We start from the raw sequence: 24,911 nt of genomic DNA, 5'->3' as shown, positions 1-24,911 counted from the left end.
CTGGAGCAAGGGGTGTGCGTGCCAATCTCGGACCCACGCAGCGAGCTTCGCATCTCCACCGATCTCCGGGCAAAATTCCGCTTTACGCTCACGTTCTGCCCGCTTATCGAAGCGGTGTTTCGCGGCGCGGTAGCCGGCCCCCAGCGACCGACCCGGAGGCAGACCTGGTGGCAGATGCCGCACCTGCCGGTCAGGGTAGCACGTCCAGGGCTGCTCCACGGTGCAGCAAGGACGTGGAGATCGACCGCGTGTCACTGCCTACCCTGCTCTCGAAAATCTTCGGTTCCGCAGCAGCTCACTCCCCCGAACCGGGGATCGGCCGGAAGCCACGTGAGGCACGTCTCAGTCGCTTGCTGATTGCCGGACTTCTCGGCCTCACCCTCTCAGCGACAGCGCTCACTGCGGAGGCAGCGCCCGTGGAGCACGTCGTCGCCAGAGGTCACACGCTGGTGGCCATCGCCCGACGCTACCGAACGACGGTCAACATCATCCGGGAGGTGAACAACCTGAAGCCCAGTGAACAGCTTCGTCCCGGCCAGCGGCTGATCATCCCCGAACGAGGAAAAGAAGCCGAAGCAGCGCGTCGCGCAGCCGCACTCCGTAAAGAAGAAGCCCTGAAAGAAGAGGCGAAGAAACCTGCCCGCAAGGGGAAGGATGCTCGAGCAGAGGGCGAGCAGCCCAAGGGCTCCGGCTCAGGCGGCAAGAAAGACGATCGCAAGTCAGGCGGCAAGACCGAGAAAGAGGACGAGAGCCTTGTGCGCAAGCCCAAGCGCCCGGGCTTCGTTCGCCTGATACGCCACACCGAGGAACTCGAGATCCAGCTCCTGACGCGCAATGGACGCCTGAACCCCAAGGTACTCCCCAAGCTCAGCCACCTGCTTCGCTCTCCCAAGGGTGAGATCCCCATCGATCCACGCCTCGCTACCTTGCTGGGCATGGTCAGCGACCACTTCGGCGGGCGAACGATCCGCGTCGTCAGCGGGTATCGACCCTACTCACCGACGCAGTACACACCCCGCTCGAACCACAACCACGGTCGAGCCATCGATTTCTCCATCGTCGGCATCCCCAACACGGTCGTGCGCGATTTCTGTCGCACCTTCCGAAATGCAGGGGTTGGATATTACCCCAACTCATCTTTTGTTCACCTGGATGTACGTTCAGCGAAGACCTACTGGGTGGACTACTCACGCCCTGGTGAGGCCCCTCGGTACCGTCACAAAGGTGCCCAACCCGAGGAGTCGGAGGGCACGAGCGACATGGCTCAGGCCCCTCGCAATGACGGCGACTCCGGGTCTAATGAGACACCCCCCTCTTCCGCAGAGGGCGAAGTTTACGGCCGAGAAAACTAGTCGGATCGGAAGAACCCGTCGCCGGTGGGAGGATAGGTGAGTCTGCCAGGACTCCCGTCACTCAATCGCCCGAAGTGGAGCCTCGGAGATACCGAGCGTCCTTCGTGGCAAGCGTGAAAATTATCCACACCTGATCAAAGGAACGGGCTTTACACACATGCGTCTTCCCTGCACGTTGAAGGAGAGTTGCGTCACCAATCTAGCTCACTAGAGACGAGTTTGACCCGAATGCAGCAGGGGCAATGCTTGCCCCGAGGGGTGACCATGCCTGTCGCGGAACCTTTCTGGCAGTACTCAGAGGCTCGCGCGGAGGAGGACATCCCTCCCGAAAGCGCATCGTTTCGAAGGGACAGAACGCGCAGCAATCACGATGGCCGTTCGCGCCGAACGACGCCACCCCTGGCATGTGCGCTCGACACCGCTCGACCATCGACACCGCGACCGCAGAAATCCGAACGCGTCGACGACGATGTATGTCCCGAAGCGCTCAAGGGGTACCTGCCGCTCGTCTACAAGCTCGTTCGACAGCTCTCGCGTCGCCTTCCAGCGAACGTCGAGCGTGACGATCTTCTCGCAGCAGGGATCTTCGGCTTGCTCGACTCCATACGGCGTAACGGTGGCAGCGAAGGTGAAGCCTTCGCGAGCTACGCACGCATGAGGATCCGCGGCGCCATCGTGGACGAATTGCGCGCACAGGACTGGCTCTCACGGCGCGCGCGCGAAGCGGTGACGGCGTCGGGCTCCGAAGGTACCAGCTTCGTGCCGCTGCACGAGATGACCCCAGGAGAGGAGTCGACCCACCTGGCCCACGGCGAGGATCCCTCCGAGGCGCTCGTGGCTCACAGCGAGCGTCATGCGCTGACCTCCGCGATCGCCAAGCTACCCGAGCGAGAGCGCCGCGTGGTCGGGATGTACTACTTTGAAGGTGCCAAGCTGAAAGAGATCGGCGCCGAGCTTGGCGTGAGCGAGCCACGGGTCTCGCAGCTCCACGCGAGAGCGTTGGGGCGCCTGCGCGGCATGCTCAGCGCGGCCTAGCGAGCGCGGTCTTCGCCCACCGAGGTGAACGCCGTCAAGGCTCGCGGTTCACCTCCGACACGGATCACACGGCAGCGAGCCGTGCTGCGAAAGCAGGTTGTTGCGTGAGCGCCTCGCTCACGGCTCTCCCCTGCACCATCGTGTTTCCTTTCGACCTGTAGATCTCGCATTGCGCGAGGAGCATCGCCCCCACTTCTTTCGGGTCCACCTGTCCCGAGTTCAGCACGTGCGCCGCCACCGCAAAGAACGACTCGGCCAGCACATCACCGCGATGAAGCTGCCCCATCGTCTCGCTGGTGAGGCAGGCGTACCCCTTCGATCCTCGGACGAGTCTCAGATCGATGCGCACACTGCTCCGATCACGCTCCGACGCGCCCGAGCGATACGTCCAACCTCCGAGATCACCAAAGTCGATCGGGTTCGCGGGGCTTCCCGCGCCAGCAACGAGCTTCGGCTGAAGCTCCAGCAGCCAGGTACGAGCGCGCGGCCATAGCTGACCACCAGGATCCGAAGGCGCCCAGTTCGATGCGTTGTACCGAACCACGCAGTAGTCGAAATACTCGCAGAGCCAGAGGGCGAGCCGATCACCCGAGAGCGGCGCCTGAGGAGGCACGGTATCGATACAGATCGCTTTCTGCGTGGGATCGGCGATGACCCGTCCTGCCCCCACGGGCACCTGCGTCTTGCGCTCTCTCTCTGCCGCTTGGTGCTGCACGGTGGCAACGAGCAGCACAACAAGGAAGCCCGCAACGGGCAAGCCAACCACCACCCCCACGACGCTCCAGAGCACGCTATCCGTGATGGCATGGATGACCACCCCGACGGCGACCGCCGCGAGGGCTACCAGAAGCAGCCTCCAGCTCTTGTTCGGACCGGTCGCTACCCCTGCATCGGACGCATTCACGCTCATGACCTCGCCCCCACCCCGCTCCCCCTCGTCGCCTCAGCAAAACGGAAAATCAGGATACACGCATCTTTGGGTTCCGACATCACCGGCGGTCATCCGCTGAAGGAAGACGAGTGGCCGGCAAGGTCCGGGACTGGCTCAGAGAGGGCGAACACGCCCGGACATGCTCGCTTCGAGCAGGAACAGGGTCGTGTCGTCGTATCCGGCCCGCAGGGTCGGCGGGAGTTCCGGCTCGGGTACAGGGAGGGGAGCCATGTCTTCGGGCTCCTTGTCGCCGGAAGGCTCCGCGGCTTCCGGGGCGACGGCGCCCTCCGAAGGCTCGGTGGGCTCCTCTTGCGAGGCAGAAGGCGCTGCCACGCTCCCTGAACGATGCAAAAAGGTAGGTCGGCGGGCGCCACGGTCGAAGGCGACGACCCGGTGACAGCCCAGATCGAGGAGCGCCTCGGTGGTCGCCTCGTCGCTGTCGAACGTGGTGTTGGCGACGACGAGCGTCCCATCTTCCAGGACACACGCCGCCCCACGCTTTCGCCTCGATCCGATCTCTCTCGCCCCCGGCAACAGCTTGCCGCCCTCCGCCACGAGCGGCAGCTCCGTGGCAGCCGCTCCTTCCGGCAGCGTGGCGCCCGCTGGAAGGATGTCGATGCGGCGGCCCTGCACCACCAGAAGCCCACCTTCGTTGCGAAGCCTCAGCCCGACCTTGTCGTCGATCGAGAGACCGAGTGCCCCTCGTCGTCGCCCGATGCCAAAGCCGATGGAAGCGAGAGCGCGAGCATGCTCTTCCGCCGAGAGGGACTTCGGCAACTCGGGCGCCCCCCGCGGAGAAATCTCGCGCGAACCTGCGCGCAGACGCATCTCGAAGCGCTCCGGCGAGAATGCCGTGAGCCGGACCCGCGCACCGAGGTTCACGACCTCGGCCGTGTGGACCGCAGGAACCGAAAGGGGAGCCGGCTGGGTAGCACCATCCAGGGCCCACACCGCGCGACGAGGCGACACCTCCGGCGCGGTTCCACGCCGCAGGAGATACGCAAAGGCCCCAGGCGACGCCGACGTGAGCTGCTCGGAGACGAGGGTCATCCCGGCGACACTCCTCGCGGCGACCCACCCCCCATCTCGTTCCCCCAGCCACGCGAACCCGAGACGTGCCGGATGCCGACCGAGCTGCAAGCTCGACCGACAATCGCTCGCGCTCAGCACACGCGCGAGCGCAGGAGCGTCCACCGCGCGACTCCAGGCATGGAGGAGGTAGCCCCCCGCGGTCACGCAGAGCGCCGAGCGCTCGGTCACCAGGTCATCGTCCCACGCCGCCCCACCACCAGCCGGCGCAGCCACCTCGTCGCTGTCGCCGACTTCCTGGGCAGCTCGTGGGGTGCCAGGGAGCGACGCCCCCTGAAACAGCGACGTGATCGTCTCGGCCACCCCTACAGCGCCTGGCCATCGCCCCAGGAGCGCGCGGCCATGACGATCGACCGCGATCGTCGCCTCACCGATCCGAGGAGGCACGTACGGGTGCCCCTCGACGACCACCCCATGATCCGGCTCCCAACCGAGGGCGATGGCTCCAAGAAGGCTGGGAGCGGAAGAGACCTCCCCCTCGTCGGCGGGCTGGCCTTCAGCGCCTCCCCCCTCCGCTCCTGCTCCTGCCGGCGGGACGACCGACGGCGCTGGCAGCCGCCCCGTCCCTCGAGGCCCCGCGACGGGTCGTGGCGCGTCGTAACCGGCCTGAAAACGAAGCTCGATGCGCCGCGTGTCGATCGCCAGAAGATGCACGGACGCGTGGACCGAGCGCGCGTCCGGTCGAACGTACGTCGCCAGAAACAACGGCTCGTTCGGGGTCTCCGGCGTGGCCGCAGCGGAGCCCTCGCCTCCGAACGGCGCCTTTGCGGCGACCCACACCCCCTCTCCCGGAAGCGCGGGCGTCAGCACCGCGGGGATCGCCCCCGGTGGCCACGCCTCCGGTGACGTCGAAGCGCTTCCCGTCGAACTCACGGGTTCCCCGACGATCGCCGACTCCGGCGGCAGCGGATGGAACCGGCGCTCCGCGTCCAGCAGCGCCCGCTCCACCTCCCGGGCCTTCTCCACGCCGAACCAGCGTTGCGTCGCCGAGGTCGCCACCTCGACGAACGAGTGCAGGGGTCGACCGATCGCGTGAACCTCCGGGCGATAGGCCTCCTTGCCCCCGGTGTTCAGCACATGCTCCCGCAAGTCGACCGACGCCGGCGTACGCTCAGGACCGAGCCCCATCAACAAAAGCTCATCGGTCAGATCCACCAGCGCTTCCGGAGGCGGCGTCCCGAACGAGATCTCCGTGCGCGTCACCCCGCGCGTGCTCCCGCTCTCCAGCCACCCCTCGAACATGGCGAGGAACCGCTCGCTCCGGCTGCGGTGCTCGGGAACCTCACCACCGAGATCGAGCAGCGTGATGCTCTGCACCCCGATCCCCGGCGTGACGTTCACGAACGCCGCATGGCGACCACGCGCGACGAGCCCCCGGTCGTCTCCCACCGGCGTCTGGCTCAGGTTCCTCACGGTGTGCAGCCCCAGGGGCCGCCCTGTCCGCGTGAGCCGCACGCTGGCGCGGAACAGATCCGCGTGGCTCCCCGCCACGCCCTCGGGCGTCTTCGCCAGGAACAGCACCCGACGACCGAGCAACGCATCGTGGAGAAAGCCCCCCCGCTCCTCCCACACGAAGTCGTCGACCCCCACCGAACCACCGACGGCTTCGCCGAGCATCGCCGCGATCGCGTCGACCGAGCGTGGCGGCGGGGCGGGCGCGGCGAAGCGCACCCCCACCGCGAGCCCGACGAAGAGCAGCGCGACGGGACCGCGACGGCGCAGGTGATCGAGAAGCTTTCCGGAGGGGCCCTGAGGCATCACGACGCGCGCGGTTCCCCTGCCCTGGCGCCGGCGCCAGGAAGTCCGAGGAGCTGCCGGGCGCGCGCAGGATCGACGACCTCTCGACCCACCGTCTTCGCGTACGCCGCAGCGCGGGCCACGAGCGGCGCGCTCCCTTCTGCGAGCACCCCCTTGTCCAGGTAGATGTTGTCCTCGAGACCCACCCGCGCGTGTCCCCCGAGCCGCATCGCCAGCTCCGTCATCGGACGCTGATGCCGCCCCACAGCGGCGACCCCCCACGTCGCGCCAGGCGGGATCTGGCTCATCATGAAGCGCACCACCTCCTCGCGCGCCCCGATCCCGCCGGGGACCCCGAGCACGAACTGGAAGTGAAGCGGCCCGGTGAGCACCCCCTCCGCGTGCAGCCGGAGCGCCTCCTCGATGTGCCCCACCTCGTAGCACTCCAGCTCGGGCACGCTGCCCGCCTCGCGGATCCGCTTGCACAGATCCCGGATCAGCGGACGCGGATTCTCGAATACCTCTTCTCCGAAGTTCAGCGTGCCGCAGTTGAGCGTCGCCATCTCCGGATGACACAGGAGCGGCTGCGCCCTCTCCTCTCCACCCATCCCCACCGCCCCACCGGTGGAGGTCTGCACGATCACGTCGGTCTTCTCCCGGATCGCCGCAATCGCCTCCGCGAACAACCCCTTGTCCTGGCTCGGAGCCCCATCTGCCGTGCGCACGTGGAGATGGATCACCGCCGCCCCGGCATCACGACAGCGCGCCGCCTCGTCGGCGATCTCGCGCGCCGTGATCGGCAACCATGGCGTCTGCTTCCGGGTGATCTCGGCCCCCACGATGGCCGCCGTCAGGATCAGCTCGGAGCTCGGCGGCGTCACGATCACCCGCGGTGGCGGCGTGATGATCGGCCTCGGCTCCGGCAGCTCTGCCAGCGCCTGATCCGGGGGCGCCGCCGACAGCGACGGCAGCACAAGCCGCGGACGCCGCTGCAGCTCCTTCGGCACCACGCACGTTCCCAGCGCGCGGCACACCACCACAGGATCCGCCAGCGCGTCTGCGGCCGAGGGAGGCAGGCCGCCATCCCGGAGGTTCGTCACCACCTTCCGGGCCTCGAACGCCATGGTCCGGGACGTGTTGCCCACCTTGGTGATGACCCCGGTGGCCTCGATATAGTCGCCCGCCCGCACCGGAGCCAGGAACTCGATGCCCTCGTAGGCGCGGAAGAGCCCCTCGTCCCCATCGAGCCGGATGAGAAGCTCGGTGGCGACATCACCGAACAGCCCGAGAATTCGGGCCCCATCGACGAGCTCTCCGGCGTAGTGTGCGTCGTGCGACCCCATGCGGACGCGAAGCGTGACCGTAAGACCGACCCCGATGCTCATGCGGGGAGAGTCGACAGTCGACAGTCGGTAGTCAACAGTGGAAACTCCCCGCGGCTGATGAACCTCGTGGAAGCCAGAAATCTCCCCCGTCATCTCGGGATCATCATGGATGGCAACGGACGCTGGGCGGAGTCGCGTGGCGAGCCGCGCGAGGCAGGCCACAAGGCCGGCTCCGCCGCGGTGCGCCGCCTCGTTCGCGCTTGCCGCCGCCTCGGCATCGAGGCGCTGACCCTCTACGCCTTCAGCGAGCAGAACTGGGCTCGCCCGACGGGCGAGGTCGACGCTCTGATGGGCTTGCTCCGCGAGTTCCTCATGAGCGAACGCGACGAGATCCTCCACAACGACATCCGTCTCGTCGCCATCGGCGACCTCCAACGCTTGCCCCCTGCCGTGCGCGAGGTGCTCTACCCTCTCCGCCAAGCTTCGTCCGACAAGAGCCGCATGACCTTGGCGCTGGCCCTCTCGTACGGAGGACGCGAAGAGATCGCCGCCGCCGCCCAGCAGCTCGCCCTCGAAGCCGCGGCTGGCAGGCTGGACCCACGAAGCATCGACCACACCCTGCTTGCAACACGCATCCCGAGCCTGAGCTTCGGCGACCCTGATCTCATCATCAGGACCGGTGGAGAACAGCGCCTCTCGAACTTCTTGCTGTACGGAGCCGCTTACGCCGAGCTCGCCTTCACTGACCGGCTGTGGCCCGACTTCGTCGAGGACGACCTGTTTGCCGCCATCGCCAGCTACCAGCGCCGGGAACGACGCTTCGGCAAGGTCGGTAAGCCGATGCCCATGGCGATTTCCCAGACCGGAACGGAGACCTGATCGTGCGCTCGAACCTCATCCAGCGCCTCTTCGCCGCTGCCATCGCCATCCCCCTCCTGCTCGCGCTGCTCTACCTCGGCCCCCCCTGGGGATGGGCCGTGTTCCTCGCCGTGGCCACCTCTGTCGGCGCGCTCGAGCTGTTCGGGATGACCCATCCCGAAGACCGCCCTTCTCAGGTCTCCGGACTCGCCATGACGCTCGTCGTCTACGGCGTCCTCTGGCGCTGGGGCACAGACCCTCGCGCCCTCCTCGTCCTGCTCCTCTCCCTCCCGATCGCGGGCATGCTGCTCACCCTCGCCCGGCTCGGTGACATCAACAGCGCGGCGCTGCGGGTCGCGGCAGCGACCTTCGGCCCCCTGTACCTCGGTGGCGGCATGGCCGCGCTGGCGCTGCTCCGACGTGACGCTGGCGACGACGGCCCGGGCTTCGTCGTTCTCGCCCTGACGCTCTCCTGGTTCTCGGACACCGGCGCCTATTTCGCTGGCCGGTTCCTCGGCAAGCACAAGCTCTACGAGGCCGTGAGCCCCAAGAAGACCATCGAAGGTGCCATCGGCGGCCTCGTCTTCGCCGTGCTCGGCGCGCTCGTCGGCCACTTCCTCTATTTGCGGTCCCTCCCCGCCCTCGACGCAATCGTGCTCGGCGTCGTCGCTGGCGCCCTGGGTCAGGCCGGTGATCTCGGGGAATCGCTGCTCAAACGCTCCGTCAATGTGAAGGACTCGGGCGGCATCATCCCTGGCCATGGCGGCATTCTCGATCGCGTCGATGCCCTCCTCGTGACGGCCACGTTGACTTACTTCTACATCCTGTTCTGGTGGCAGCACTAACGCACCGCGGCGAATGGCTGCGCTCGGCTTACTGCCCCACGAAGGGGTCCGACGCACGAGGCCATGAACCCGGATTTCGCGACAAGTACGTAACGCGTCGCGTGATTGAAGCCTGACGTTCTGCGGACTAGAACGCGGAGCGTCCCCATGAGCAAAGCAGAGAAGAGCCCCACCGTTCCCATCCCAGAGGCGAAGCCGAGCTCGCCGAACGCGGCCAAGCCGGCAACCTCGAAGGACGAGTTCTTCAAGAACATCCAGGGATACCTGGACGAGGCAGCCCGACTCATCGACCTGCCCCCGTACATCCACACGATCCTCCAGCAGCCGAAGAACGAGATCATCGTCAACTTCCCCGTGAAGATGGATGATGGGACCGTCCGTCTCTTCAAGGGCTATCGGATCCAGCACAACAACTTGCTCGGCCCGTACAAGGGCGGCGTTCGCTACCACGAGAGCGTCTCGCTCGACGACGTCAAGGCGCTCGCGGCGATGATGACGTGGAAGTGCGCGCTCATGAACCTCCCGCTCGGCGGCGGCAAGGGCGGCATCAAGTTCAACCCCAACGAGGTCTCGCGTGACGAGCTGCAGCGGATCACCCGCCGCTTCTTCCACGCCCTCGGCCCCAACATCGGCCCCGAGACCGACATCCCCGCTCCCGATGTCGGCACCGACGCGAAGGTCATGGCGTGGGCCATGGACACGTACATGAACACGGTCGGCCAGCTCATGAAGCAGGCCGTGAAGGGCGTCGTCACCGGCAAGCCCGTCGCCAGCGGCGGCACCTACGGACGCGAGAAGGCGACGGCCCAGGGCGTCGTCCACTGCATCACCGAGTGGGCCGACGAGCGTGACTTCAACCTCGGCGGCGCGACGATGATCGTGCAGGGCTTCGGCAACGTCGGATCCAACACCTCCGTCATCCTCTCGAAGCTCGGCGTCTCCACCATCGCCGTCGGCGATCACGCGGGCTACCTGTACAACCCCGAGGGCTTCAACCCGCACAAGCTCCAGGACTACGTGAAGCGCCACCGCTCCATCGCGGGCTACCCTGGCGGCAAGCCCATCACCCGCGAAGAGTTCTTCCGCATCAAGGCCGACATCTTCACGCCCGCCGCGCTCGAGAACCAGGTCGGCGTCGACGAGGCCCGCGACCTCCAGGTCCGCCTGGTCGCCGAAGGCGCGAACGGCCCCTGCACCCCCGAAGGCGAGCGCATCCTGCTCGACCGCGGCATCGACATCCTCCCCGACGTCCTCGCCAACTCCGGCGGCGTCACCGTCAGCTACTACGAGTGGGTGCAGAACAAGCGCTCCGAGAGCTGGAGCATCGAGGAAGTCGACGCCCGCCTGGAGAAGGCCATGAAGAAGGCCTACCGCGAGGTCTCCGAGGTGGCGCGGCAGAAGAAGCAGTCCCTCCGCATCGCTGCCTACTGCGTCGCGCTCCAGCGCATCGCAGCCGCCTACGGCGAGCGCGAGATCTTCCCCTGAACCTCGCGCTCTAGCGACACCCATCACCCCCCGAGGCGGGTACTGGGCGGCCTGGCCGGCTCGCTATCCGCCTTCGCTGCGGGCTCGTCCTTCCGCGACAGCGACAGATCCGCCACGCCATCCTGGAATCGGATGCGCGCCACCATCAGCTTCTCCTGCACGGCGACCAGCTCGATCGTCGCCTTGGACAGCTTGTCGCTCACCTCCGACAGCTTCTTCTCCAGGCTCTGCATCAGCGGCCCCGCCGTCTTCACCGCGCGCAGCGTGACGATCTGCGCGTGCAGCTCGTCCATCCGCGCCCGGTATTCCGACATCTGCTCGCGCATCGTGTCCACCCGCTGCTCGAAGCCCCCGATCTCTTTTTGCAGCCGCATCAGCTCCCCCACCGCCTCCTTCAGCGGCCCTTCCACGGCCCCTGACGAGAGAAAGGCCCCCACCATCTCCCGCCCCGTCGTCGAGCGCAGATCGGCCGTCTTGAACACCGGCGTCGCCTCCTCGACCGACACCTCCGCCTTCCCACCCGCGGGCACCGACACCCGGAACAGGTGCGCGGCCCCCAGCCGCTCACTCTCTGCGGGCGCCTTCCCCAGCGTGAACCCTGGCGCCACCGTATGGCGCACGTACACCGTGGCCGGCGTCATCAACCGGTTGTGGAACGCGTACGTCCGCCGCCGCGTGTGCTGCACCTCCGTGGAGAACACCCCCCGCTGCACCGTCAGGATTCGCGCGATCCGGTCCTCCTCCTGGTCCTTGCTCTCCACCACCACCTGACGATCGAGCGCGAACGGGATGAACGCCACCGACCGCTCCGGGATCGGCTCGCACAGCCCCTCCCCGATGAACCGCCCCTCCCCGAACACCGTCACGGGCCCCGTCTCCAGCGCCGATCCCGTCGGATTGCGCACCCGCACCGCGCGGAACGGGAACCGCGCGTTCCCCCGAGCGCTCTCCGCATCGAAGAAGTACACGACCTCCCCCTCGGTCTGCTGATCGAGGATCGAAATCATCGCCGACGTCCCTCGCGGCACGTTCATCGGCGTCTTCGACTCGAAGTGCGAGATCCCGATCGGCTCCGCAGCCGCCTTCTCACTCGACGTGCCCCCCACCGGGCGTTGCGACCCATCGAGGATCCCGTTCAGCTCCATGTTCTTGTCGACGCCCACCGAAGGCGCTGCTTCGACCACGCGCACCCCGCCTGCGCGCCCTTGCTGCTCACCGCTCCCCACGGCCACCACCTGCTCCGGCGGCAACCCGTTCCGGATCAGCTGCTCACGCACTCGGTTCGCCCGCTCCAGCGACGCCGAGAACTTGTCGCCATCCCGCACGTCCGCATAGCCCTCGACGATGATCTGGTTCTGCGTCCCCTGGAGATTGCGCGCCATCGACGCCATCGCCCCGGCATTCGACGCCTGATTCTGCAACCTGCCCAGGCCACCTGCCCCCCCGTCTCTCCTCGCAGCCGCGCCCGACGCCTTCGGCTTCGGCTTTGCCTGTGGCCCCCTCGAAGGCACGCCGCTCGGACGCGCCTGCGCCACCTCCGCCCGCTCCTCCTCGTCCACCGCCGCGATCACCACGTCCGACATCTCCACCACCACCCGCTGCGCCCCCGCCACGAGCGGCGCTTGCCCTGCCCCGTACGTCACCCCACCCGTCGGCGGCGCCTGCGCAAACAGATCGTCTTGCCGCAGCGTCTCTCGCTGCACCAGCCGCACCGATCGCAGATCGTACCGGAACGACAGCGCCGAGCTGGCCCCCACCCCCAGCTTCACGTTCTTCCAGTCCTCCCCTGACGTGTTGTCCACGATCGCCCAAGCCTGCAGCCGCACCTTCCCCCCGTCCCCCAGCACCACCCGGTAGCTCGGCTTCCACGACGGCGCCTCCGTCACGTAGGACAGCCGCAGCTCGTGCGCCCCGCCCTTCGGGAGCTGGATCTTCATCTGCACGTCCCCCTCCCCTCCGGGAGGCGTCGTCGGGTACGCGATCGGCGTCGGCTCCCCCGTCTTCGCGTCCACCACCGTCAACGACTTGAGGAAGTCATCCACCTTGTCGGCTGGCACCTGCATGGCCAGCGAGTCCCCTTGCACCCGAGCGAACCGCTCGAAGTAGGCGATACCGTTGCGATAGACCACGACCCGACCGAGCGTCGTGTCCGACGCCACATAGGTGGTCGTCGAACCACAGCCGACGAGAGCGAGCAGCGAGACAGCAATCAACGAGCGCATGTCGTCCCCTTGGTGAACGAAGACAGGCCCGTTGGACGTACCAGGAGCGCACCCGGTCTAACCCTGCGGCTCCCGAGCGGACGATCCCCCCGCAGGAGTCAGACGACGCCGCACCTCGGTCGAAGTGGTGTCGCTCAGCCCACCTTCAGGCTCGGATCGCCCCTGCCGTGTGAATCAGGACCCCCCGCGCGCCGCCACGACCGTCGCCGTCCTCCCGGCGACGCGAACCTCGACCCCCTTCCGGGCCTGCTTGAACTTCAGATACCCCAGCGCCAGCACCCCTCCCCCGTTCGGGTTCGGCACATGGCTCGTCACTGTCCCCACCGCCGTCCCATCGGGCAACGTCAGCGCCGTCCCCTTCGGCAGCTCCCCTTCCCCCTGCACCTCGATCTGCACCAGCCGCTTCTTCGCGTGCCCTCGGTGCTGGAGCATGTAGACCGCCTCCTGACCCAGGTAGCAGCCCTTGTTGAACGACACCGCCAGGTCCTCGAGCGACGCCTCCTGCGGGTAGTTCTGCTCGTCGAAGTCCACCCCGAAGCGCCCCACGTTATTCTCCACGCGCAGCACCTCCCAGGACGCTGCCGACCCCCGCGCCGCGCCCTCCTGACCGAGCAGCGCCCCCTCCACCGCCTCGAGCTTCTCCACGGGAGCCCCGAAGACGGCCCCACCCAGCCCCGTCCAGTCTGCGCGCGCCCCCTCGGCCCCCGCAGTGCGCCCTGCCTCCAGCAGCGCTCCAGCCTTCGGCCCCACCGCGAAGACCCACCCGAACTCCGCCGAGCCGTCGACCACCTCCACGTCCTCCATCACGAGGTACCGCTCGAACATCTCCTGTAGCAGCGACAGCCGATCCCGCTGCACCGCGAGCAGGATCCGCTCCGCGCCGAGGACCACCCACACCTCGGCCTGGATCTTCCCGTTCTTCGCCGCGCTGATCCCGTAGGCCCCGCTCCCCACGCGCAGCGGCTCCAGGTTGCACGTCAGGATCCCGTTCAACCAGCTCTGCCGCTCCGAGCCGGTGATCACCAGCGTCCCCAGGTGCTCTTCGCGCTGCACCAGCGCCCCCTCACGCAGGGCGCGGCGTTGTTCATCCAGGCTCGGCAGGGCAGACGGCTCGCTCATCGTCCCCCCATCCTGGAGGGCTCTGCGAACTGGAGCAAGACCCTCCCATCCAGCCCGCCTCCTCGATGGCGCCGACCGAGCCGGGCGGCCGAACGCTCAGCCCAGCGCCCCTTGCAGCTCGGACTCCCCGAGCGGCGGTGAGGACTCATCCACCCGCATCCACACCGCGGTCTGCTCCCCCTCGTAGCAGACCGCCCCCTCGTGACGCATCTCGAACGTGTAACGGATCAAATGCCGCTGCGTCCCGATGCGCCCTCGAACGGCCACGCACGTCGCCTCGATCGGCGTCCCTGGCGTCACCAGCTTCCGGAACACCACCCGGTGGATGTGCGTCCCGTACCCGATCCACCCGTCCCGGTGCCGCAGCCCGAGCAGGTAGTACGCGTGCACGAACCCCAGCATCCCCGTCGCGTGCACCATCACCGCGCCTGCCACGTGCTGCGGATGCCGCACCGGGTGCGCCCGTTGCGCCTCCACGAACGGCATCACCCGATCGGTCGGCATCCGACAGCGGATCAAGCTCTGCTCGGGATCGACCTCCAGCAGCTCATCAAAAAAAAGAACCGACGGGTCGTAGGGAAGATCGGCAAGAAACGCCTCGTCATCCGCAAAGCGAAGAGGAGCCTTCACCGGAGGAACACCAGGGATCGCCACGCGCGCCTGCACTGCCATCGCGCAGCCTCGTAGCAGGGCTCGATCCAGCGGACAACACCATGCGTCCAGGGCATCTTACGTACGGCGCTCCTCCATTCTCCTCGGGAGACCCACCAACTTGCGCCCCAACGAAATTGGTTGGTGCTCCGCCTTGTCCTTGCAGGCCCACGCCCATCGTCGCAGGCTCCCGCGAACACCATGGACATGTTCGCCGCACCGCCACGCTTCGCCGACGACGTTCGCCGCGGGCTCCTCGCCACGCCCAAGCAGCTGGATCCACGGTACCTCTACGACGCACTCGGCTCGCACCTGTTCGAGTCGATCTGCAAGCTCCCGTGGTATCCCCTCACCCGCGCCGAGAGCGCCCTCCTCGAACGCCACGCTGCCGACATGGTCGCCCCCTTCCGCGACGGCGCGACCTTGCTCGAGCTCGGGTGTGGCTGCGGCGAGAAGCTCAGCATGCTGTGTGAGCCCCTTTCGGCCCGGGGATCTCCTGTCGACGTGCAGCTCATCGACATCTCCGAGGCCGCACTGGACCTCTCGAAGCGCACCCTCGCGCGCTTCAGCGTCGACATCACCGCCCACCGCGCCACTTACGAAGAAGGCCTTCAGCGCGCCGCCACCTGCCGCAAGCCCGGGACCCCCGTCGTGGTGCTCTTCCTCGGCTCCAACATCGGCAACCTCGACCCGACCGGCGCTCACCACCTGCTCACCACCATCCGCGCCGCCCTCCAGCCTGGCGACGCCCTCCTCCTCGGCGCCGACCTCGTGAAGCCCCAGGACGAGCTCTTGCGCGCCTACGACGACCCGCTGGGCGTCACCGCCGCCTTCAACAAGAACCTCCTCGTCCGCATGAACCGCGAGCTCGGCGCCGACTTCGACCTGTCCACCTTCGCCCACGAAGCCCGCTGGAACGCCGAGGCCAGCCGCGTGGAAATGCACCTCATCAGCCAGTGTCGCCAGCGCGTCCGCCTCCCCGGCGCCGCCACCGAGGTGAGCTTCGAAGAAGGCGAGTCCATCTGGACCGAGAGCTCCCACAAGTACACCCCGGAGAGCATCGCCGCCCTCGCCGAGTGCGCCGGCTTCCAGTGTACCAAGCAGTGGATCGAGCCCCACGCTCGCTTCTCCACCTCCCTCCTCATGGTCGACGCCCCGCTCCCTGCGGCATGATCAGCGCGAGGGGCCCGCTGCCCCTCGCCTCGACCGTTCGACGGCCTTCTCTGCGTCGTCGGTCCGACCCTTTTCTATCTTCAGAAGCGCCTCGACGGCTCGTGGGCCAGTTCGCCTGCATGGGACGGCGATTCTCTCGAGAACTACGGTTCGACTCACCGGCCATTGCATTTGCAAGCACGCTCAGGAGGCCGAGTACCGACCTGGTGTCAGCCGCCCATGGCTTCCTGCATGCACCAGACCCGCCCCTCCCTGGCGACAGGACGACGACCCTCCGCCAGCGCCCAGGGTTGACAGCCCCGACCACGTTTGGTGTTCCTGATCTCCTCGCGTAGGAGGAACACGCCATGGCGCGCCTGGATCCGTGGAGGTTGCGATGAAGCTTCTCGAACAGCAGGCCGACGTCCTGCGCGAGACCCGCGCCCGACAGCGCGACGTACGCCTCGCCGAGCATCTCCGCACGCACCACGAAGACCTCGTGGCTTCGCTCGACGGCGCCGAGCTGCTCCGTCGCGTCCAGATCGGCGTCCGGCGCGCTGCCGCGCATGGCATCACCTGGGATTCCACCCTCGCCGCGTACCTCGTCCTCATGCTGCGCGTCGCCCCCAACTTCGACGAGCACCCCATCGCCAGCGAGGTCCTCCGCGCCGACGCGATCGAGCCCAACCTGCGCGTCGACGCCCTCATCGCCAGCACCGACGACGAACACTGGGAAGAGATCGCGGCCCAGCGCAGCGACCACATCTGGGGCAGCGCCACAGGAGACCTCGCATGACGACCGAGACCACCACCCCGGATGTCCCGCAGCAGACCCTCCCGCAGCAGGACGACGCCATCACCCCGGTCCCCGTACCGACGCCGCCCCCGGCGCCAGCCCCTGCCCCGACGCCCACCATCGCCGAGCTGGAGCAACGCCTCCTCACCACGACCGCGCTCGACGACGCCGACACCACGGAAATCGCCACCCCGTGCGGCCAGGGCGAGAAGAAGCGGAGCCTCAAGCAGACCCAGCGTTCGTTCCTCGAATACACCGACCGCAAGTGGATGGAGTTCAGCAAGTCCACCATCCCGCGCAACCGAGCGAAGGTCCCCAACACCATCTGGCTCATCTGGGTGGGCGGCGAGATCCCTGACGACTACGCCACGCGCATCGAGAAGGTTGCCCAGGATCACCCCGATTTCACGGTCAACGTCCTCCTCTCCGAGACCCTCAGCAAGACCCCGGAAGACTTCGAGGCGAACAAGCGCAAGGTGGAAGGCGCCGGGGCCAACGTCGAGCTGCTGGAGGGCGAGCATGCCAGCAAGCTGGAAGCCGAGGGCATGCTCAAGCCGCTCATCTGGGAGTGGCGGCTCACCGACGGGCCGAACAACATCATCAACTACGGCGCCATCTCCGACATCCTGCGCCTCTACATCCTGAAGGAGCGCGGCGGGACGTACATCGACACCGACAACACCATCACCACGCCCCTCCCCAGAGACGTGGTGCCGAAATATGGCTTCCAGTACGGCGCCTTCGGCTCGCGCACCGCAGAGAAACGGGAGCGTGAACTCGCGAAGGAAAAGAAGACCTTCGACACCGATCCAGCGGAGTACGTGTCCGCCATCCAGAACGACAACCCCAGAGATCCCCACCGCAACAAGCCGTCCACGATCTCCAACAGCGTGCTCGTGAGCGTGCCCCAGGGCCAGATCATCAACAGCTACTGGAACAACGTCAAAGACGTCTACGTCCCCCTCGCCGACGTCACCGAGGAGAAGCGGTTCGAGAAACTTCGCTGGAAGGCGACCCACACCGAACCACGACAGCAGCGCGAGGCCATGTCGATGGCGACGCTGAACAACACCGGCCCGCGCGCCCTCGAGTTCACCCTCGCCGACACCCGCCTGAAGGGCGAGTCCACCCACGGCCTGATCCGCCCGGCCCTCAGCCCGTGGGAGGTCCACTCGAACGAGGCGAAGCACCTCGTCGTCGACCCCAAGCACGTGTACATCCGCTCCGACAATTCCTGGGTCCGCGAGATCGACGCCGGCATCGCCGCAGGGTCCAGCACCCCGTCGGGATCTGGCAACGCCTCGGGGTCCGGCAACACCAAGCCGTCTCCCTCCACCTGACCATCCCGCCCCCCGTTTGACGCCCCTCCGGGGGTCACGTAATCAGAAGCCATGCCGAGCCGAGCTCCTCGCTGGCCTGCGGCGCTGGCCCTCTTCGCTTCCCTCCTGGGCCTCGCTTTCGGCGCCTCCTCCACCTTCGATTACATCAAGCACCTCGACCGCCAGGTCCACGACCTGCACTGCAGCTTCGTCCCTGGCCTGTCCGTCGCAGAGGGCGCCGACACCGCGTGCCGCACCGCGATGTACAGCCCCTATGCCGCCTTCTTCCGCGACCGCTACTGGGGCGGCATCCCCATCTCCCTCTTCGCCGTCGGCGCCTTCGCCTTCTTCGCCGCCTTCTCGCTCTACTACCTGCTCGCTGGCCGCCATGCCCCCCGGCGCGCTCCGCAGTTCCTCCTCCTCGCTGGCGTCACCCCCCTGCTCGTCTCCGTGGGCATGCTGCTCGTCTCCCTGCTCCGGCTCGGATCGATCTGCACCACCTGCGCGGGCATCTACGTCAGCTCCACCCTCCTCGCGATCGCCAGCATCGCCGCCTTCGTCCACGACCGGCGCGAAGCCCGCACCGACGCCTTCCTCGGCGCCGCGGCGCCGGCCCCCTTCCCGCCCCAGGTCCCGCTTGCAGGCGAAGCCCAGGCCATCGCCCCCACGGTCATCGACGACGCCCCCGCTCCGGCGCGCCGCCCAGGCTCTCCCCTGCTCCTCCTCGCCTGGCTCACCGGCCTCGCCATCTTCGCCGTCACCCCGGCCTTGCTCTACCTGAGCGCCCTGCCCAGCTACAGCAGCTACCTCACCGGCTGCGGCAAGCTCGAGAAGCCCACCGAGACCACCGGCGCCCTCCTCCAGGTCGGCTCCCGCGGCGGCCAGCAAGCCACCCTCTTCGTCGACCCCCTCTGCCCCACCTGCAAAGCGCTCCACCAGCGCCTCGTCGCCGAAGGCATCTTCGACCAGCTCGACACCACCCTCGTTCTCTTCCCCCTCGACAGCGACTGCAACTGGATGCTCGACCGCCCCATGCACAAGGGCGCCTGCCTCGTCTCCAAGGCCATCCTGTGTAGCGAGCACCGCGCCCTCTCCGTCCTCGAGTGGGCCTACGACGAACAGGACGCCTTGCTCGCCGAGGCCAACGCCGGCGGCGGCCTCGCCAACATCCAGGCCCGCATCCGCACCCGCTGGCCCGGCCTCGACACCTGCATCGAGTCCAAGCAGACGCAGCAACGCCTCGACAAGATGCTGCGCCACGCCGTCGACAACAAACTCCCCGTCTCCACCCCCCAGATGTTCCTCGGCGACACCCGCCTCTGCGACGAGGACTCCGACATCGGCCTCGCCTACGCCGTCACCAAGCTCGCCCCCAACCTGAGGCCCCGATGACGCCTCGCCACCTCCTCCGCCTCGCCCGCGCCGCGCGCAACCTCACGTCCAACCGGAGGCCCCGATGAAGCACGCCGCCCTCCTCGGTGTCGTCGCTGGCTGCACCCTGCTCGCCGGCTCCGCCTTCACCGTCCACGCCGGCGTGGAGTCGGCCGCCGTCCGCCTCAAGACCGGCGTCGCCGAGGCCGCCAGGCCCGCCATCGCCATCGCCAGCGACGCCGAGGCTCCTTACTGCACCCCGGCCTTCAAGCAGGTCCTCCAGCGCGTCCTCAACGCCTGCGGCCTCACCGGCACCGAGTCCCGGCGTGGCTGCCAGCCCGCCGACGTCAAGAACCTCGCCGCCATCAGCGACGACGACTTCAACGCCCTCTTCACCCCCCTGCGCGAGCGCGGCGCCGTCATCATGTTCGACGACGCCTCCGAGAAGCTCGACGACGACGCCAAGGCCCTCATCGAGGACCGCTGGCTCGACCGCCGCGGCGCCCGCTACTACTTCGTCGTCGCCCGCGCCTCGAAGACCGGCACCCCCGAGTACAACCGCACCCTCTCGCACAAGCGCGCGAACAGCGTGATGTTCGACATCGCCGACAAGTTCAAGGAGCCCGACCTCGACAAGAAGGTCGGCCTCCTCTGGCTCGGCAACGAGTTCGCCCAGCTCGGGAAGGACTACTGCGCCTGGAACGTGTCCCGAAAGAACCGCGCCTGCACCGCCGAAGCCATCAACCGGAGCGCCTTCGTCTCCTGGGTCGACTGCCAGCTATGAACCTTGCCGCCTCCGCTCTCTCTCCCCGTCGTCACCTCGGCCTGTTCACCGCCGCCTTGCTCGCCCTCGGCGCCACCGCCTGCGACGGCGGCGACAAGGCCCAGCCCGAGCCCCCTCGCCCCGGCCAGGGCCGCAGCAACGCCGTCGTCGCCCCGAGCAACGCCCTCCCCGCCCAGACCGCCGCTGGCGCCCCTGGCGCTCCCGGCACGCCTGGCGCCACCGCCGCAAAACCCCCTCGCGCCCCTGGCACCCTGTGCACCGGCCAGACCACGCGCCCCGCCCCGGCCTCCCCCATCGCCACCGCCGCGGCCCCGGGCGAAGCCGCCCTTCCCGCCGCCATCGGCTTCGGCGTCGGCAAGTGGGTCTGGGTCAATTTCTGGGCCGCGTGGTGCAAGCCCTGCAAGGAAGAGATGCCGCGCCTCCTCGGATGGCAGCAGAAGCTCCGCAGCGCTGGCGTCCTCATCGACCTCGCCTTCATCTCCCTCGACGAAGACGAACGACAGCTCAACCGCTTCCTGCAAGAGCAACCCGGCCACGGCGTCCGCGCCAGCTACTGGCTCCCCGAAGGCCCTGATCGCACCAGCTGGCTCACCGGCCTCGGCCTGAAGAACCCGCCCGACCTCCCCGTGCATGCCCTGGTGAACCCCGCAGGCCAGGTCACCTGCGTCATCCACGGCGCCGTCGAAGACAGCGACTACCCCGCCGTCTCCGCCTACCTCGGCGCCCGCTGAAGCGCATCACCGCCGTCGAGCACGGCATCCATGCGAGCCCTCCTCGCGCACACGGCCTTCGCGCTCAGCTCGTCTCCGTCATCCGCCGACGCTGCGCGTAGAGCCACGCCCGCGCGGGCGCCTCCTCCTCGAAGAACGCCGCCGTCATCCCACCAGGGCAGAAGAAGTTCGCGGCCCGCACCCCCACGTTCATCATCACCCGCGACGAGAACGATCCCCCGATACACCCGAGAAACCAGGGCGAGCATCGCCTGTCGATCGTCGCCACGAGCTTCCGCGTCTCGACCGGCGCCACCCAGGCCGTGCGCAGATCCACCAGCAGCAGGATGTACCTCGCGCGCGCGACGTACTCCGCGTTCGCCGCGAGCATCGCCAGGCCCTCCTCGATCTCGAGGCTCCCATCCAGCCGCACCACGTGAAGATCCGGTGGCTCGTGATGCAGCTGGTGACGACCGAAGGAGGTCACGCCGCACGCGCTCGTCGACCGAGCTGCCACGTCGCCCGCGCCAGGCACGGATGAAAGTGTCATGGGGATCACCACCATACCTCAACCCACCCTCCCACACGCACACGTTCGGGCCGCTCCACCCCGGGATGCCCGTGTGACGCATCGTATCCACGTCGCCAGGCGGCGGTCCATCACCTGCCATCGCCGACCAGGAACGCGCGTGGGATCGACGCCTCACCCGCCACCTCGGACCCGCCGCACGACCCCACCGCGGCGGCCCCGGCTCACGGCGGCGCGTCGCCTTGCCCCGTCATCCGCCGACGCTGCGTGTACAGCCACGCGCGCGCTGGCCCCTCATCCTCGAAGAACGCCGCCATCATCCCGCCAGGGGAGAAGAGGTTCGAGGCCCGCACCCCCACGCTCACCATCACCCGCGAGGCGAACGACCCCCCGAGACACGCCATGAACCGCGGCGCCTTCCGCCGCTCGATGCTCGCCACGAGCTTCCGCGTCTCGGCCGGCGCCGCCCAGTGCGTCCGCAGATCGAGCAGCAGCAGCATGTATTTCGCCTGCGCGACGAAGTCCCGGCTGTCGGCGATCATCGCCCGGATCTCGTCCGGCGAGAGCATCCCCTCCAGCCGCACCACGTAGAGATCCGGCGGCTCGTGGTGGAGCAGATGGCGGCCGTAGTAGGTCAGCCCGGAGGTGCTCGGCCTGTCCCCACGGGCGCGCTCGGCGCCGGGCTCCGAAGGCCGCGTCACCCGGTCGGCATACGTCAGCCCTGGCGCGCTCGGCCTCTCCCTCGGAGCACGCTCGGCGCCAGGCTCCGAAGGCCGCGTCACCCGGTCGGCGTACGTCAGCCCTGGCGTGCTCGGCCTGTCCCCCCGGGCGCGCTCGGCGCCAGGCTCCCCGGGAGGCGTCGTGCGGCGTGACACCATCCCTCAGGCTACCATCCCCGCGCGCACGTTCGGGCCGTTTCACCGCGGTCCGATGCACGAAGTCGACGTCTGACGGTGTAGGAGGATCGCTCCCCTCGCACCCGATCGTCGACCCGCTCTCACCGCCTGCCCGACGTTGACCTGCTCCCATCGCCTGCCCGACATTGAACGAGGGCGGCACCGACCCCCTCGCGGGAGCATCAGAAAGAAAGGGCGGCATGGAGTACCGGCACACCGTCGCGGGTCACACCTGGCTCTTCCGGGACCTCAAGGACCTGCTCGCGCGCGGAAGCCCTGCGCGCTCCGGCGACCAGCTCGCGGGCATCGCGGCCCACTCCGCGGCCGAGCGCATGGCAGCGCGCATGGCCCTCGCCGAGGTCCCCCTCCGACGCTTCCTCGACGAAGCCCTCATCCCGTACGAGTCCGACGAGGTCACCCGCCTCATCCTCGACACCCACGACGCCGACGCCTTCGCCGAGATCGCGCACCTCACCGTCGGCGACCTCCGCGACTGGCTCCTCTCCGATGCCGCCGACACCGAAGCCCTCACCCGCATCCAGCGCGGCCTCACCCCCGAGATGACCGCCGCCGTCAGCAAGCTGATGCGCAACCAGGACCTCATCCTGGCCGCCCGCAAGTGCCGCGTCGTCACCCGCTTCCGCAACACCATCGGCTTGCCCGGCCACCTCTCGGTCCGCCTCCAGCCCAACCACCCCACCGACGATCCCCGTGGCATCGCCGCCTCCATCCTCGACGGCCTCCTCTACGGCTCTGGCGACGCCGTCATCGGCATCAACCCCGCCACCGACAGCCTTCCCGCCCTCACCGAGCTGCTCAAGCTCACCGGCGACATCATCGAGCGCTTCGCCATCCCCACCCAGTCCTGCGTGCTCACCCACGTCACCAGCCAGATCCAGGCCATCGAGCAGGGCGCCCCCGTCGATCTCGTCTTCCAGTCCGTCGCTGGCACCGAGAGCGCCAACAAGGGCTTCGGCATCAGCCTCGCCTTGCTCGCCGAAGCCCGTAGCGCTGCCCTCTCCCTGAAGCGCGGCACGCTCGGCGACAACGTCATGTACTTCGAGACCGGCCAGGGCTCCGCGCTCTCCGCCGACGCCCACCACGGCGTCGATCAGCAGACCTGCGAAGCGCGCGCCTACGCCGTCGCCCGCGCCTTCTCCCCTCTGCTCACCAACACCGTCGTCGGCTTCATCGGCCCCGAGTACCTCTACGACGGCAAGCAGATCATCCGCGCCGGCCTGGAAGATCACTTCTGCGGCAAGCTCCTCGGCGTCCCCCTCGGCTGCGACGTTTGCTACACGAACCACGCCGAGGCCGATCAGGACGACATGGACACCCTCTTGACGCTGCTCGGAACCGCGGGCGTCGCATTCATCATGGGGGTCCCGGGCGCCGACGACATCATGCTCAACTACCAGAGCACCTCGTTCCATGACGCCCTCTACCTGCGCGAGCTCCTCGGCCTCGCGCGCGCCCCGGAGTTCGACGCATGGCTACAGAAGATGGACATCGCGGACGAGAAGCGCCGGATCAAGCCGATCCCCTCCGGTCACCCGATGCTGGCGCCCATGAGCGCACGAAAGCTCGCCCCGTGAGCGGCGACGCTTCGAGCCCTGTGACGGCGCCTTCTCGCCCCGTCAGCGGCGGCATCATCGTCGCCGATCCCTGGACGGAGCTGCGTGCCCACACGGCCGCGCGCATCGCCCTCGGCCGCACCGGATCCAGCCTGCCCACGCGCGAGGTCCTGCGGTTCGGGTTCGCGCACGCCGAGGCGCGGGACGCGGTACACGTGCCGCTCGACGACGAGGCCTTGCACGCCGCGCTGAAGGCCTCTGGCTGGGAGACGCTCCAGGTACGCAGCGCCGCACCGGATCGCCACACCTACCTCTTGCGACCCGACCTCGGCCGAAAGCTCGACGAAGACGCCGCAGCGAAGCTCGACGAGCGCGCCGGAGACGGCTGCGACGTCCTGTTCGTGGTGGGCGACGGCCTCTCTTCCGCGGCAGTGCAGCGCCACGCCGTCCCGTTGCTCGATGCGGTCCGAGGCCGCATGCCCAAATCCTGGCGCGTGGGCCCCGTGATCGTCGCGCGCCAGGCCCGGGTCGCGCTCGGCGATCCGCTCGGCGAGCGCCTGCGCGCCCGGCTGGTGGCGATGCTCATCGGCGAGCGCCCGGGCCTGAGTTCTCCCGACAGCCTCGGCGTGTACATCACCTTCGACCCGAAGCCCGGCCGCACCGATGCCGACCGCAACTGCCTCTCCAACGTGCGCCCCGAAGGCCTGCCCTACGACGACGCCGCGCACCGGCTGGTGTGGCTGATCCAGGAGTCCTTCCGCCTCCAGGTGAGCGGCGTCGCCCTGAAAGATCGCAGCGACCTGCTGGAGATCGAGAGCAGCGGCAGCCCGTCCAGCCCTGCCTCCTCCCACCCATCCCGCTGACGCCAGCACGACGAATTTCCGCCTCCCAGGATGAAGAACGATGGAGGCCAATGGCCCGCTCCAAGCCGATGGACGGCCCGGTTCTCCCGGGAGAAGTCCTCTCCAACCGCCTGGACCGCGCCTCGCCCCGAGGAGAAGTCCTCTCCAACTGCCTGGACCGCGCCTCGCCCCGGGGAGAAGTCCTCTCCAACCGCTCGGACCGCGCCTCGCCCCGGGGAGAAGTCCTCTCCAACCGCCTGGACCGCGCCTCGCCCCGGGGAGAAGTCCT

The 24,911-nt window shown here is 68.3% G+C and carries 21 protein-coding genes; 13 read left to right on the top strand and 8 right to left on the bottom strand.

Annotated features, from left to right (window positions below):
• Positions 1-233 precede the first annotated feature (233 nt).
• Positions 234-1,352, top strand: a complete 1,119-nt coding sequence (locus CMC5_RS12420; RefSeq protein ID WP_245678413.1) for a peptidoglycan L,D-endopeptidase MepK — start codon at positions 234-236, stop codon at positions 1,350-1,352.
• A gap of 228 nt (positions 1,353-1,580) precedes the next feature.
• Positions 1,581-2,387, top strand: a complete 807-nt coding sequence (locus tag CMC5_RS12415; protein WP_082362420.1) for a sigma-70 family RNA polymerase sigma factor — start codon at positions 1,581-1,583, stop codon at positions 2,385-2,387.
• A 64-nt stretch (positions 2,388-2,451) separates the two neighbouring features.
• Here the strand turns inward: CMC5_RS12415 and CMC5_RS12410 are convergent, their stop codons facing one another.
• From CMC5_RS12410 to kal/cle, 3 genes are all read right to left on the bottom strand, one after another.
• The gene (locus tag CMC5_RS12410; RefSeq protein ID WP_050430605.1) at positions 2,452-3,297 is read right to left on the bottom strand and encodes a hypothetical protein; all 846 of its coding nucleotides are present in this window, start codon (positions 3,295-3,297) and stop codon (positions 2,452-2,454) included.
• 135 nt (positions 3,298-3,432) lie between these two features.
• Positions 3,433-6,168: a hypothetical protein gene (locus CMC5_RS12405; RefSeq protein ID WP_156338518.1), complete on the bottom strand. Its 2,736-nt coding sequence runs from the start codon at positions 6,166-6,168 to the stop codon at positions 3,433-3,435.
• The gene (gene kal/cle, locus CMC5_RS48470) at positions 6,165-7,529 is read right to left on the bottom strand and encodes a bifunctional 3-aminobutyryl-CoA ammonia lyase/3-keto-5-aminohexanoate cleavage enzyme (RefSeq protein ID WP_082362419.1); all 1,365 of its coding nucleotides are present in this window, start codon (positions 7,527-7,529) and stop codon (positions 6,165-6,167) included. Before kal/cle ends, CMC5_RS12405 begins: the two co-directional genes overlap by 4 nt.
• Positions 7,530-7,586: 57 nt before the next feature.
• Between kal/cle and uppS the strand changes: the two genes are divergently transcribed.
• The 3 genes from uppS (at position 7,587) to CMC5_RS12385 (ending at position 10,657) form a co-directional block, all read left to right on the top strand.
• Positions 7,587-8,348, top strand: a complete 762-nt coding sequence (gene uppS / locus CMC5_RS12395) for a polyprenyl diphosphate synthase (RefSeq protein ID WP_050430603.1) — start codon at positions 7,587-7,589, stop codon at positions 8,346-8,348.
• 2 nt (positions 8,349-8,350) lie between these two features.
• Positions 8,351-9,172 carry a phosphatidate cytidylyltransferase gene (locus CMC5_RS12390; protein ID WP_063796264.1) on the top strand — a complete coding sequence of 274 codons (822 nt, stop codon included), beginning with the start codon at positions 8,351-8,353 and terminating at the stop codon, positions 9,170-9,172.
• A 147-nt stretch (positions 9,173-9,319) separates the two neighbouring features.
• Complete coding sequence (locus tag CMC5_RS12385) at positions 9,320-10,657, top strand: Glu/Leu/Phe/Val family dehydrogenase (protein ID WP_082362418.1); 1,338 nt, start codon at positions 9,320-9,322, stop codon at positions 10,655-10,657.
• Between the two features lie 23 nt (positions 10,658-10,680).
• On the opposite strand, the gene CMC5_RS12380 is transcribed toward CMC5_RS12385, so the two are convergent.
• The 3 genes from CMC5_RS12380 to CMC5_RS12370 form a co-directional block, all read right to left on the bottom strand.
• A complete protein-coding gene (locus tag CMC5_RS12380) occupies positions 10,681-12,879 on the bottom strand; it encodes a DUF4139 domain-containing protein (RefSeq protein WP_050430602.1) in 2,199 nt (732 codons plus the stop codon).
• Positions 12,880-13,053: 174 nt separating this feature from the next.
• Entirely contained in the window at positions 13,054-13,998 is a 945-nt protein-coding gene (gene ygfZ, locus CMC5_RS12375; RefSeq protein WP_050430601.1) for a CAF17-like 4Fe-4S cluster assembly/insertion protein YgfZ, read from the bottom strand.
• Positions 13,999-14,094: 96 nt separating this feature from the next.
• Positions 14,095-14,670 (bottom strand): hotdog family protein, encoded by a 576-nt coding sequence (locus CMC5_RS12370; protein WP_050430600.1) that lies wholly within the window; start codon positions 14,668-14,670, stop codon positions 14,095-14,097.
• Between the two features lie 180 nt (positions 14,671-14,850).
• Here CMC5_RS12370 and egtD point away from each other — a divergent pair, with 180 nt between their 5' ends.
• The 6 genes from egtD (at position 14,851) to CMC5_RS12340 (ending at position 20,802) form a co-directional block, all read left to right on the top strand.
• Positions 14,851-15,822: an L-histidine N(alpha)-methyltransferase gene (gene egtD, locus CMC5_RS12365; RefSeq protein WP_050430599.1), complete on the top strand. Its 972-nt coding sequence runs from the start codon at positions 14,851-14,853 to the stop codon at positions 15,820-15,822.
• Between the two features lie 376 nt (positions 15,823-16,198).
• Positions 16,199-16,597, top strand: coding sequence for a hypothetical protein (locus tag CMC5_RS12360; RefSeq protein ID WP_050430598.1), 399 nt, complete (start codon positions 16,199-16,201; stop codon positions 16,595-16,597).
• A complete protein-coding gene (locus CMC5_RS12355; RefSeq protein WP_050430597.1) occupies positions 16,594-17,937 on the top strand; it encodes a glycosyltransferase in 1,344 nt (447 codons plus the stop codon). The genes CMC5_RS12360 and CMC5_RS12355 overlap by 4 nt, the downstream gene beginning before the upstream one ends.
• Before the next feature lie 51 nt (positions 17,938-17,988).
• Positions 17,989-19,308, top strand: a complete 1,320-nt coding sequence (locus CMC5_RS12350; RefSeq protein WP_050430596.1) for a vitamin K epoxide reductase/DsbA family protein — start codon at positions 17,989-17,991, stop codon at positions 19,306-19,308.
• 64 nt (positions 19,309-19,372) lie between these two features.
• Positions 19,373-20,071: an OmpA family protein gene (locus CMC5_RS48465; protein ID WP_050430595.1), complete on the top strand. Its 699-nt coding sequence runs from the start codon at positions 19,373-19,375 to the stop codon at positions 20,069-20,071.
• On the top strand, positions 20,068-20,802 hold the full coding sequence (locus CMC5_RS12340; RefSeq protein WP_156338516.1) for a TlpA family protein disulfide reductase: 735 nt from the start codon (positions 20,068-20,070) through the stop codon (positions 20,800-20,802). The genes CMC5_RS48465 and CMC5_RS12340 overlap by 4 nt, the downstream gene beginning before the upstream one ends.
• A gap of 64 nt (positions 20,803-20,866) precedes the next feature.
• Here the strand turns inward: CMC5_RS12340 and CMC5_RS12335 are convergent, their stop codons facing one another.
• A complete protein-coding gene (locus CMC5_RS12335; protein WP_156338515.1) occupies positions 20,867-21,331 on the bottom strand; it encodes a hypothetical protein in 465 nt (154 codons plus the stop codon).
• Between the two features lie 203 nt (positions 21,332-21,534).
• Positions 21,535-22,188: an STAS/SEC14 domain-containing protein gene (locus CMC5_RS12330; protein WP_050430592.1), complete on the bottom strand. Its 654-nt coding sequence runs from the start codon at positions 22,186-22,188 to the stop codon at positions 21,535-21,537.
• Positions 22,189-22,406: 218 nt separating this feature from the next.
• Between CMC5_RS12330 and CMC5_RS12325 the strand changes: the two genes are divergently transcribed.
• Together CMC5_RS12325 and eutC are read left to right on the top strand one after the other, a co-directional pair.
• A complete protein-coding gene (locus CMC5_RS12325) occupies positions 22,407-23,801 on the top strand; it encodes an ethanolamine ammonia-lyase subunit EutB (protein ID WP_050430591.1) in 1,395 nt (464 codons plus the stop codon).
• The gene (eutC, locus tag CMC5_RS12320; RefSeq protein WP_218920256.1) at positions 23,798-24,643 is read left to right on the top strand and encodes an ethanolamine ammonia-lyase subunit EutC; all 846 of its coding nucleotides are present in this window, start codon (positions 23,798-23,800) and stop codon (positions 24,641-24,643) included. Before CMC5_RS12325 ends, eutC begins: the two co-directional genes overlap by 4 nt.
• The last annotated feature ends 268 nt before the right edge of the window (positions 24,644-24,911 follow it).

The organism is Chondromyces crocatus (assembly GCF_001189295.1).
GTDB lineage: Bacteria > Myxococcota_A > Polyangia > Polyangiales > Polyangiaceae > Chondromyces > Chondromyces crocatus.
This window is presented reverse-complemented; position numbering and strand designations above follow the sequence as displayed.